The 12,487-nt window shown below is 38.2% G+C and carries 8 protein-coding genes; 3 read left to right on the top strand and 5 right to left on the bottom strand.

The annotated features are described in order from the left end of the window. Positions 1-354 precede the first annotated feature (354 nt). Together WJP93_RS01855 and WJP93_RS01860 are read left to right on the top strand one after the other, a co-directional pair. Positions 355-2,808 (top strand): NPCBM/NEW2 domain-containing protein, encoded by a 2,454-nt coding sequence (locus tag WJP93_RS01855; RefSeq protein ID WP_337546557.1) that lies wholly within the window; start codon positions 355-357, stop codon positions 2,806-2,808. Positions 2,809-2,909: 101 nt separating this feature from the next. Continuing rightward, the gene (locus tag WJP93_RS01860; protein ID WP_337546559.1) at positions 2,910-3,722 is read left to right on the top strand and encodes a tyrosine-protein phosphatase; all 813 of its coding nucleotides are present in this window, start codon (positions 2,910-2,912) and stop codon (positions 3,720-3,722) included. 52 nt (positions 3,723-3,774) lie between these two features. Here WJP93_RS01860 and WJP93_RS01865 read toward each other — a convergent pair whose 3' ends face one another. From WJP93_RS01865 to WJP93_RS01885, 5 genes are all read right to left on the bottom strand, one after another. Further along, entirely contained in the window at positions 3,775-5,265 is a 1,491-nt protein-coding gene (locus tag WJP93_RS01865) for a hypothetical protein (RefSeq protein WP_337546561.1), read from the bottom strand. Positions 5,266-5,315: 50 nt separating this feature from the next. Beyond that, positions 5,316-7,088: an ABC transporter ATP-binding protein gene (locus tag WJP93_RS01870; RefSeq protein WP_337546562.1), complete on the bottom strand. Its 1,773-nt coding sequence runs from the start codon at positions 7,086-7,088 to the stop codon at positions 5,316-5,318. Positions 7,089-7,102: 14 nt separating this feature from the next. Next, entirely contained in the window at positions 7,103-8,875 is a 1,773-nt protein-coding gene (locus WJP93_RS01875) for an ABC transporter ATP-binding protein (RefSeq protein WP_262535945.1), read from the bottom strand. Between the two features lie 57 nt (positions 8,876-8,932). Beyond that, on the bottom strand, positions 8,933-10,630 hold the full coding sequence (locus tag WJP93_RS01880; RefSeq protein WP_337546564.1) for a glycoside hydrolase family 2 TIM barrel-domain containing protein: 1,698 nt from the start codon (positions 10,628-10,630) through the stop codon (positions 8,933-8,935). Between the two features lie 194 nt (positions 10,631-10,824). After that, the gene (locus tag WJP93_RS01885; protein ID WP_337546566.1) at positions 10,825-11,175 is read right to left on the bottom strand and encodes a hypothetical protein; all 351 of its coding nucleotides are present in this window, start codon (positions 11,173-11,175) and stop codon (positions 10,825-10,827) included. A gap of 639 nt (positions 11,176-11,814) precedes the next feature. Here WJP93_RS01885 and WJP93_RS01890 point away from each other — a divergent pair. Continuing rightward, positions 11,815-12,453, top strand: coding sequence for a replication initiation protein (locus tag WJP93_RS01890; protein WP_337546568.1), 639 nt, complete (start codon positions 11,815-11,817; stop codon positions 12,451-12,453). Positions 12,454-12,487: the final 34 nt, after the last annotated feature.

Here is a 12,487-nt window from a genome sequence, read left to right on the forward strand (position 1 = left end):
CCTGTTCTAGAATTTTAACACGTTTTGTTTCTTCTTTTATATCACATTTTATAAGAAGATTTCTATTGGCTTTGTATACATAATTCTTTTGTTTTATTTGTGCATTTATAGCATCTTTTTCACTTTATGTTGCGCATTTTTTAAATATATCGTTGTATCCTCTGCTTTTTTGCAGTTTGCGCAATGTTACTTTTCATGGTTTTTTCAGTGTTTTTCTCGTTAATATATGTCAAACATAACAAACATTGCAAAATATACGATTGACAATTCAAAAAAACATGATATTTTAATAGTAAGAAATATGGAATTGCTATTAAAATGATAACATTTAACTACAAGAAAGGAGTTTGATTAATGAGAATATTAAAATGGTATGCACCAACAGATCAACAGGAAATTACGGATATTGCGCTTCATTATGTATTTGAAGCAGAACCAGGAGCAAAAGAATATACAATATTTGCATCCGAAAATCCTGATTTTGTAAAGGCAGAAACTGTACACGTATTGCAAAAAGATGTCTGTGATAATGTATATTATTTGCCTGAAGATGATGAATTGCTTAAAGCTGGAAAATGGTATGTAAAGGCAGTGTCAGATCTAGGAACATCAACCGAAATCATTCATATTTGCATAAATGATATTCATTCCAAAGCGCCATTAAAGACACAAATTACAAGAGAACACCCATTTATCACAATCGCTGATCACAGTATTCATAGAACAGGTGCAGAGTATGATGTACTTCCAGAAGAATTGAGGGAATATACAGCGATTATGGGGGGAGCTGGCTGGGCAAATGGACCCGAGGACTTGTTTGAAAAAAATATGGCATTCGATAAGCTTGGATATCCGTGGGTAGCACATTTTTTTTCACACGCAGAGGTAATTAATAGGAAATATGTGATTGTGCCTTTGCCAATTGCAGAAAAAATTTTGTCATCAGCCCAAAATTTAAAGGCAGTGGTTGGACTAGAAATTTATATGGGGGTAAGATCTGAAAATGACTGGCTGAACCGAATTTATAAACGAGTGGTTATGTTATGCGGAAAATATGGAATCCCATTTTTGCACACCGATGGAAACCGTAATGATATTGATCTTGCAGCAGTTATTCGCCGTCCTATATTTACTGATGTACTGCGCGAATATTCAGAATATATAGTTTTTTCATACAAGCAGAACCATGCAAATGCTTCATATTCTTGTTATGGAGCTATTCTTGGTGCATGGTTAGATGGTATTGCTGGAAATATTGGTATCCAGGCTGAAAACTGGTATTGGAATGATGCTGGTTTTTGTGATGATATCGGGCAATATCACGGATATCTGCAAGGAAATGAACAACAAATTCCAGCTGTATTTTCTGCTCAAATGTTGTTAACTGGATTATCACTAGGTGCATGCTACTATTCGATGGAAGGCGAGGGATGGCTGATCCAGATGAGAGGAACTGACGAGTATGAATATTCTCCACAGGGGATTACACTATTATCATTGCTGAGAACGATTATTCAAAATCATCTAATTCCTAAAAAGGAAGAAATAATAAAGCAGATTCATGCTGTGATTGATGTTGATGGATGTGGAAAAGATTGGGGAGACGCTTGGGAAGGCGGTGTGTTCCGAAAAACATTCCAGAACCTTTACGGAATTATTCACGCAAAAGAGCTATTTCCAAAGCAGCTGCGTTATTTTTATTTACCTTTTGCAAGTGAGCGAAAAAATTCATTTTCACAGTATCATTTAGTGAATATAAAAGAAATTCAAAAACCAGAGGATACAAATCGCATTCTGAATACATGGTATCCTAAATGGTTCGAAGGAAATGCCTATTTAACAAGAAGTGGAAAAAACATTGTTTTGATGAATAGCAGAGAAAATACAGATCAGGCACAGTGGTACGGATTGAATGTGAAGGATGCCATTGAGAATTTTCCATTGATTGAGCGCATTTCTGGTTCTGTTAAACTTTGGCAGTATGCAGTGCTCTCTCATGCAAATGAAACAGTGATGATTCATGCAAATTCGGTAAATGGTTCTGTGTTTGAAATGCAGATAAAAGCAAAAGAAAAAGTCAATTTAAAACTGGCATCAAATACCCCAGATGTAAAATTCTATTACGATGAGGCAGCTGAATGTTATGTATTTTCTTTTCTGGGTAATGATAGACCGGTTGACTGTGTAATTTCTGCAATTGAGTCAGAAAAAAAGGACGTACTTTTGCCAAATCCATTAGTAAATCGACCATTTAATGAGCTCTATCTATCAGATTTAAAGCCAATTTTGATTAAGGGAACGGAAAAAGGCATTCCAACCATAAATCATATGGCAAATATGGCGTACGGGAAATTGCCGATTTCAATTAATGCAATTCGCTACCCGCATGGAATCAGTATGCCTAGGAATAGTGTGATCGCATATCGACTTAATGGTATGTATTCTCGTATAACAATGACAATCGGTTTTGATATAGATGTGTGGATGCCAATTATTGTAAATCATACAGATATTGTGTGGGATCGATACGAGAAAGAAATTTCTATTGTACTAAAGATTTATGGGGATGATCAGCTAATTTATCAATCGCCAGTACTTACAAGTACACACGATTGTCGTGTGCTTACATTAAATATAAGTGGCATAAAAGAAATTCGGTTTGAAATGGACGGAGAAATTATTCAGAAACCATTGTGGTGTGCAATTACAGGAACGGCAGATCGTTATTTATATGATACGTCGAAATCAAAAGATATTCCACCAGCAGAAGTTTTTCTGGATATCGGAAATCCAATCCTGGAAAAATAAAATGGAATGGAACTAACCGTATAAAGGCAGCAATGAGTACAGATGTAGATCAATAGAAATACTATTTAGAATAAAAATCCAATTTTAAGGAGAAATAAACAATGCTCAGTAAACATATTGATTTTAAAGGCATGAATAATTTACGTGATCTTGGTGGCATGACTAATGTTTTGGGAAAAAAAATAAAAAGCAACCTGCTTTTCCGCAGTGATCATCTGCACAATGCAACTCAAGCTGATATGGAAAAGCTTAAAAAGCTTGGAGTACGTTATATTCTTGATCTTCGAAATCTAGAAGAACGTACTGAACAGCCAGATCAAAAGATTGAAGGTATTAAATATATTCCAATGCCTCTAAATCCTGAGCGTAATGCTGGAATTGCTAAAGATAAAAAATCTCGTGAAGAACTTCAAAAAGATGCAATTGAAAAAACTTCAACAGATCCAAAATTCTTTTTTTATGAAATGTCTGGTTACTATGCTGATTATGCAACTGTCCCATATACCTTTCACCAGATGCATAATTTTTTTCAAACACTACTTCAAACTAATGGTGGTGTTTTGTGGCACTGCGCAGGTGGAAAAGATCGTACCGGAATCCTCACAGTTCTTTTATGTGAAGTTCTGCAAATTCCTAAAAAGGATATTGAAGCTGACTATCTTGCCACTAATCTTTACAAACAGAAAGAAGCTGATGCAGAAATTATCAATATCCAGAAAATATTACCACCGGATTGTCCACCAGATATAGCTATTTACATGACAAAATACACCTGGCTTGCACACATTGAATATCTTCAACATTTTTATAATCTAATTGAAGAAAATCATGGCTCAATTCAAAATTTTCTGCGTAATGCTGTTGGATTGACAGAAGACGAAGAAAATGCACTTCGTAATAAATATCTGATCTAAAACTAACAAGACGAGGAATACCATTTCCCCGTCTTATTAGTTATTTTCCCTCTTATACGTTTCTGACAAAAATCGGTGAACTGTATGCCCACTGTCCATTTTTCTGAGAAACTTCTACACGATAAATATCCTCATCTTTTTCTGGAATCTGATCTTCCATATCAATGTTAAATATATATCTGCTTTCTGGTAATGCCTTATGAATCTTAAATGCCTGAGAATGATAATACTTCATGTGACTTGTATATCCATACTGCAAAAGTTCACCGATTGTAGCCTGATAAATTTGCTCATTCATTTGAACAGTTACCTTCGTATTCAGATCGCCCTCCACTGTTACAATAACTGCCGAAGTGCATGGATGAAGTGTTGACTGATTTCCCACTGTATCACATGTAAACTGCATTTCTTTTTCACTTAACATCTCTGCCTGGCTGGCAATATCATTTATCTGCTCAATTTTGCTTGCCTCTCGCTGTGTAGGTGACAATACATTTCTTCCACGGAAACAGGTATCAATGTCTGTCAGGCTTCCGCCTTCAATTTTAATTTTTCCATTCCAGCGGTAAAGTGTCTGATCTCCCCAGCCCATTTCAACTCTGATTTTGTAGTGACCGCTCTGATTAGCTTCCCAATAATTTTCTCCATTCAAAATATGGTACGGCTTCTCATTTTTGTAAATTACAATCTTATCAAGCGGTGCCTGTGTCTGCACATTAACGTGAAGCTTTCGTACCAGAGCGCTGATAACACTTCCCTGATAAGCATCGTTAATACGAAAATCACAAAGAATTTTATCTCCCGTTACTGCATAAGTACGCCCCATTCTAAGGCCTTCCCAAATACTTTCTCTTGTTTTCTTTTCTGCAATAACTGCCACCAGTCCGTCTCCATAAGATCCTGGAAAACCAGCATGATGATCTGTAGATGCTACAAAGCCAAAGTGATATCCTCTGCGCAGTCCTTCATCTACCATGTTGCGAGTATCTCTCGGTCCCATATCATGATAATAAGGATAAGCCGCGTCTTCATTTATCGAACATCCATGTTTGGAATAAACTTCAACAACAGGAGAAATACTGCTGTCAAAATAATCCCAGTTAATTCCACGATAAGACGGTGTATAAGCTATATGATGAGGAATTGCAATGGTAGTGTCTTTTCCACATGCCTCCACAAGCTCTTTTGGCGAATCTCTATACACCAATGGAAGATTATCATCTATAGATACTAAATGATGATCCCCGTACTTTCCTGAATGTAATTCATAGCCCTGAAATGTAACAAGCTCTTTAGAATTTGCTTTTGCAACTTTGTCGCGAACCTCTTCCCAGTGATCTCTCAATTTTTTAAAACCAACTTCATGAAAATTCACAAGGAACTCTGTTTCCGGTGTTTTTGAATAAATGTCAGGCCACATAGCATGTCCTGTAAACGCACAAAAATCCAACCGTCCTCTCGCTCTTTGTATTGCATTCTCCAAGCTTCCAAAACCATATGTTATTCCACAATGGTTATGTAAATCTCCCCAATAAATCTTCACCTTTATAATCCACCTTTCCGCGCTTAACTAACGCTCCCTTTTATTTTCAATCATGATGATATCACATGATGAATTTGCAGCTCATAAAGCTTTTTGTAGATTCCGTTCTGTGCCAAAAGTTCCTGATGTGTTCCGCGCTCTCTGATCTTTCCCTTATGCATAACCATTATGCAGTCAGCATGCTGAATTGTTGAAAGACGATGCGCTACCATAATAGTAGTTCGTCCCTTCATCAGCTTTTCAAGCGCTTCCTGAATTAAAATTTCAGTCTCTGTGTCAATATTTGCTGTTGCCTCATCCATTACAAGAATTGCCGGCTTATGCGCAAGCGTTCTTGCAAATGAAAGAAGCTGTCTCTCTCCTGCTGAAAAAGTTGCACCGCGCTCTGTAACAGGCTCCTTATATTTTTGCGGAAGCTTTTCAATAAAATGTGATGCATTAACATACTCAGCAGCAGCTCTCACATCTTCAAACGGGATATCATCGTGCAGACGAATATTTGACTCAATATCTCCCTCGAATATAAATACATCCTGCTGCATCTGTCCAATCGCACTTCGAAGCTGCTTCTTGGAAAGCTTTCTAATATCCACACCGTCAATATAAATATTACCCTTCTGGATATCATAATAACGTCCGATTAGATTTAAAATAGACGATTTTCCAGCTCCTGTTGCACCAACAAATGCCACCTTCTCACCAGGCTCAATTACAAAGGAAACATCACGAAGTACATAATGTTCTCCATCATATGCAAACCATACATGGTCAAACTCAATGCGTCCGAGAACCTTTGGCAGTACAATAGGATTTTCATCCTCCTTAACCTGTGGCTCCTCAGCGAGAATTGTAAAGATCTTTTCTGCTGATGCTATTGATGACTGCAGTGTTGAAAACTGCTCGGCAAGCTCCTGAATCGGATCAAAGAACTGCTGAATATACTGTGAGAAAATATAGAGAGTTCCTATGGAAATTGCTCCATCTAACACCTCGTTGCTTCCGATGCCAAGCACTATCATTAAAGACAACACACTTAAAATATAGATTAGTGGGCGAAAAATCGCAAACACCATCATCTCACGGTAATGTGCGCGGTACAGCTTGTAATCCTTATCCTTAAACTCCTCGAACTTTCGCTCCTCTCGTCCAAAGATCTGAATTACACGCATTCCTGAAATATTCTCAGATAAAAATGTATTGATATCTGTAAGCTTTGTGCGTACAAGTCGATATATTTTTCTGGAAATAATACGAAAAACAACTGTAAGCATCATAACAATAGGCAGAAGCACAAATGAAACAAGTGCCAGTCCTCTGTCTAGCGCAATCATAACAACAGCCAGTCCTATTATCTTTACGATATTTCTAAATAAGCGCACCAAAATGCCTGAATACATCTCATTTAATGCTTCAACATCATTTGTCACTCTTGTTACAAGCTTTCCAACAGGCGTCAGGTCAAAGAAACGGCTGCTTAAGCTTTGAATATGAATATACAGCTCTCGTCTTACAGTCAGAATGATCTTTTGTCCAGTCTTCTGCAAAATCCAGGTCTGTGCCATATTGAAAATAAAGCTTACTACAAGCACAATACCGTATTTCCATGCTGTATTAATAATTACATTGTAATCGCCCTGCGTCTCGAAGTTGTCAATCGCATCTCCAATCAATGTTGGTCTATACAAATCAAATCCCGTAAGTGCCAATACAAGCACCAGACAAAGCATAACCCATCCGGCATACGGCTTCATATAAGACAAAAGATGCAGCAGCGCATTTCCTTTATAATTACTTTCCAATTTGTCATCTGTCATTGAACTCATCTTGCTGCACCCCCTTACATCTCATTTAATTCCTGCTCAAGCTGCTGCTTCTCATAAATCTTTGCATAGAAGCCGCCCTCGCGGATTAACTCATCATGTGTACCATACTCAGTCATCTCACCCTCAGTCAATACTGCGATATGATCAGCCTTTTGGAGCGTAGAAACACGATGTGCGATAATAATCGTTGTTTTTCCCTTGCGCAGACGAATCAGATTCTCTAAAATCTGCTCCTCTGTATCTGTATCGACAGCAGACAGCGAGTCATCCATAATCAATACAGGGGCATTCTTAAGAAGCGCACGTGCAATAGAGCTTCGCTGCTTCTGACCGCCTGAAAGCGTTACACCACGCTCTCCAACAAGTGTCTGATAGCCTTCTGGGAAATCAATAATATTGCTGTGAATGCAGGCCGCCTCAGCTGCTTCCTTAATATTATCGCGAAGCTTTGGATGATCGAAAATACGATCTTCAAGTCCAAATGCTATATTTTCCTCAAGTGTATCTGAAAACATAAAATTTTCCTGAGGCACATAAGCCACATCACGGTGAAGCACATGAAGCGGAATCTCATCAATAGGTCTTCCATCCATCAAAAGCATTCCTTTTTCGCAGTCATATACACGAAGAAGCAGATCTGCAAGCGTAGACTTTCCGCTTCCAGTTCGTCCAAGTACTGCTAACATCTCGCCTGGTTTAATGTGAACACTCACATTCTTTAAAACAGGTGTATCGCCATCTGGATACTGGAAGGTCAGATTCTTCAGCTCTATATCACCAGTTAAATGCTCACCATCCTTCTCTTTTACCTTATCAATGATATCTGGCTTTTCATCGAAGATATCCTTGATACGCTTATAGCCTGCTGATGCCTGGCTAAATGTATTTATACAGTCACCACAGGCGATCATCGGCCATACGAGCATACCGATATAAGAGTTGAATGCAACAAACTGACCAACTGATACCGTTCCATTAATTACCATTTTTCCTCCAATGATCAATGTCAAAAGAAGACTGATTCCTGTAATCAAATCAAGCAGAGGTCCAAACAAACTTCTTAGCTTCACAACGGCAAGATTTTTTTCCATGTTATTTTCATTTGCCTTCTGAAATTCCTCAAGATCCTTCTTCTCCTGAACAAAGGCCTTTAAAACACGGATACCAGAAATACTCTCCTGAACCTTATCTGAAAGAAATGAAAAGGCTTCCTGTCTGGCAGTCTGTCGCTTTTTCATCTGAACACCAAAGAAATAACATCCAATTGCAACAAGAATCATTGGAACAAATGCAAGCACAGTCAAACGCAGATCAACATATATGATCATTTTAATGATAACCATAATAGACATGACTGCTGCATCAAAGGTTGTAATGACAGCCATACCTACTGCCACTCGCACAGCCTCCAAATCATTTGTAAAATGCGCCATCAGATCACCTGTTTTGTGCTCATTAAAGTAACGTGCTGACAATGTTTCCAAATGACCAAACATATCATTTCTAAGACGATATTCAATCTTTCTGGATGCGCCAAAAATACAGTAGCGCCATCCAAAACGGCCAAACATCATAATCAGTCCTGCAATCAATATCTTCATGAGCATCATTGGAATGCCGGCTTTTGTCAACGTTTCATTTGTCAGTCCGTCAATTATATCTCCAATAAACTGCGGAATATAAATATTTGCCAGATCAACACAAAGCAAAATTGCTATGCCAAACACATACCACCATTTATACTCATACAGATAGTTTTTCAGTGAAAACTTCTTCTGCTTTTCCATTATGCTTCCTCTCTATTGTTCTATTTCTATAAATTTTTCAGTCTACTTCTAATCTGCTTATTTCCTATATGTATCCACAGATCCAAAAATACGCTTTACAGTCTCATAGGACAGCTTCGGTCTTCTGTACTCGTCCACAATTCCCTTGTTGTTCATTGTTCTCGGACGCGTATTCCACCAATCGTTTGTTACGCGCACATCGCAAAACTGCCAGATATACACACCAGAACAATCCTTATAAGAAAGAATCGCACCAAGCTGCTCCTCAAGCGCCAAAACCTGATATTCCTCAGACCACTTCACCTTTGCCGGTGTGCGATAGCCGTAGATCGCTCCTGCTCCAACCTCAGTAATCAAAAATGGCTTTCCAGCACCGCCAGTTGTCTGAACCCATTTATACAAATCATCCAGATACATTGCTACTGGTGTATTATGATACCATTTCGGATAAATATTATAGGAAACTACATCAACAAGATCAAAGCATATGTCAGTCTTAAAGCGGCAGCTTGAGAATGAGCGCGGGCGCGTCACATCAAGACTTTTAATCAGTTCAAGCTGTGTCTTATAGCATTCTCTGCCATACTCTGTGTCACTTGCGCACTCATTTAAAATACCCCAGATATAAATAGACGGATGATTATAGTGAGCTGCTATCATCTCGCGAATACAAGTCTCACACTGGCGCTCGAAGTTTGGATTTCTCATCTGCTCTTCACTTAAGCCTCTTGCATGGTTTTCCTCCCATACAAGAATACCAAGCCCATCACACAAATCAAGAAACAGCTCATCATTTGGATAATGAGATGTTCTAATTGAATTTGCTCCCATATCTCGTGCAAGTTGCAGGTCCTGCATAATTGCAGAAAGCGGCAGCGCACAGCCAAATTGTGGATGATCCTCATGGCGGCAGAAGCCCTTAATTTGAAGCTTCTTTCCATTTAAGAGAATGTCCTTACCCTGTGTCCTGACTTCACGAAAGCCCACACGGTCAGTCAAATCATCAATCACACAGCCACTCTCATCCTGAAGCCGTGCCGTTACCTGATAGAGAGTCGGATGCTCCGGTGCCCAGGCACTTACAGCCTTGCAGGCAATCTCATCAGTCTCAATCGTAAGCTCGTCTTCATTTTCTTTCATACTACAAGTCTCGCTGCACAAAAAGGCTTCTGTCTCCCCATTTTTCAGCGTGACATTCACAGTTCCATCCCACCTATCCTCAGTAAGTGATGTAATCACAAGCTTGATCCTTGCATACCATCCACCATCCTTATAAATAGGAGTAAAATGCATCTGTCTAATATAATGTTTCGGAAGCTTTTCTAATACCACACCCCTTGAAATACCGCCATAGCTTTGGTAATCATTTTCCACATGAAGAGCTGATGCCTCAGAAAAAGAGTTATCCACCAAGACACTTAACTTATGAACACCTGACGGCAAATTTTTGGCCACTGCCTCAAACTGAGTAAATGCATTGTAATGCTCACAAACAAATTTGTCATCCACAAAAACTTTTGCCGTATGGCTGACACCCTTAAAGACAATGCGCATATCACCGTCTGCCTCAAAGTTACGCTCATACAAGCCCTGTCCTCTGTAAGCTTCAAAGCCAGGATAGCTTTCCCAACAGGACGGCACCGTTACTTTTCCAACCGGCGTATTTTTTCCATCTGTCACCTGACTAAAATCCCACAAAGATGAAGAAAGCTCAGTTGTCCTTCGAACCTGATGTTCTTCAAATAAACGTATCATTTTCCAACTCCTCCTTTTTCATTTTGCATCTGACCTAATATGCATATTTTCTATTGTAAACCATGTCGAATCTAATAACAATGGAGATTTCACTTCTTTTAAAAAAACATTTAGACACAGACAAAGCCACGGGGACATATTCGTCCCCATGGCTTTTCGCATCCCTTGGTTTTCTTGACTTTGTTCATATAAGACTATTCATCATATCCCAACCAATAAAATACCTTATCGTTATTCTGATATTGACTAGAAATCAAAGAATTCCACACTGCCTGATAGCTAAGATCCTTATCATTTGACAGCACCACAAACGTCTTTTCTTCTGACGCTTTTTCTGATTCGCCCTGATTTCCCCGTGTGAGCTTCAAACAATATTGATATTCATTACCATTCACAACGTAGTGGATCTTCCAATCATCACATACAATCTGATAAGAAGCCACATGTTCTTTCTCTGGAACCGTCACCTGCCAATCCGATAACGCATTTACATTACCTGCAAACAAAGTCAGAAAAATCGCAATACTCAAACATGCCATCATCATACAACACCCCTTTCTGGTCAGGAAAATAGCAAATGGTCAATTGATTTTCGACATAATTTTCAGTTTTTTGTGCAAATAATTCGATATTTTGCATTATTATCAACTTTATTTCGAATATATTCTGTGTTTTAAAGGTAGCATACTTTCTAACTTATGTCAAGTGTTTCAAACAGAAAAATTCTTATAAGTAAAAGGGAATCTGTCAAGTATCTTGAATTTAACTTGATTACAAATGTTATGAGAAGCGCATAAATATTGGATTTAGAGTATGGAAAGGTACGATTGTTTTTCATACTATCTCATCGTTTTGATTGAAAATACAGTGCTCTTTACAATTCATATTTTATCATACCCATTAACTCCCACCCTTCACGCTCTCTTGATTGATTGCTTGATTACCTTCCTGATTATTTTCTTGATTACTTTCTTGATTATAAGAATTCCAGAAACAGCATCAATGCTAGGATTTTAATATCTACAGGTACGATAGTTTTTCACGAAAGGTACGTTTTTTATATTGACATATTCGTACTATTGTTGTGCCATAAAAGAAAAAGGAAATGGGAAATCAGATAACTGCCAAGGAGAAAAAAGCTACCAGAAACTTCAGATATAATCGGACTAGGAAATCCCGACAAGCTGACCGTCCAAAAATCAGGCCCTCTACAGTCGCTTGCGAAAACCGACCTAACTTTACCAGAATTAAAATTACTTGATGTATATTTGGCAAGAATTGATAGTCATGATCCAGAAAAAAGAACAGTCATAATCGAAAAAGGAGAACTCGAACGTGTCCTATGTGTAACCAGAATATTAAAGGACGATCTTAATAAACGACTTCGCAATTTATTCCAAATTGTGGAAATTGAAGATGCCACAAAGCCAGATGGATTTAAGATAATTTCCTTATTCGAAGAAGCCGAAGCTGTTCCAGACGGCAACGGACTATGGAAAATTACGCTTACATGTACACCCTCGGCGAGAGAATATATTTTCAATATTGAAGATTTGGGCTATCTCAGATATCGTCTAAAAAACGTCATTGAGTTAAAATCTCGATACAGCTATGTTTTATTCCTCTACTTAGAAAATAACCGTTTTCGCAAATCATGGGAAATCAAATTGGATGATTTGAAAGAGCTGTTAAAATGTAAGGCAACTAGATACAATCAATTTAAATTCTTCAATGCTGAAATCTTAAAGAAATGCCATAATGAGCTTAACGAAAAGACAGACTGTCACTTCGACTACGAACCTTTGACATACTCCCACGGTTAAAACCGTGGGATTCCTTAGATTCTGGCAGCATCAT

The organism is Anthropogastromicrobium sp. (assembly GCF_037349415.1).
Lineage (GTDB): Bacteria > Bacillota > Clostridia > Lachnospirales > Lachnospiraceae > Anthropogastromicrobium > Anthropogastromicrobium aceti.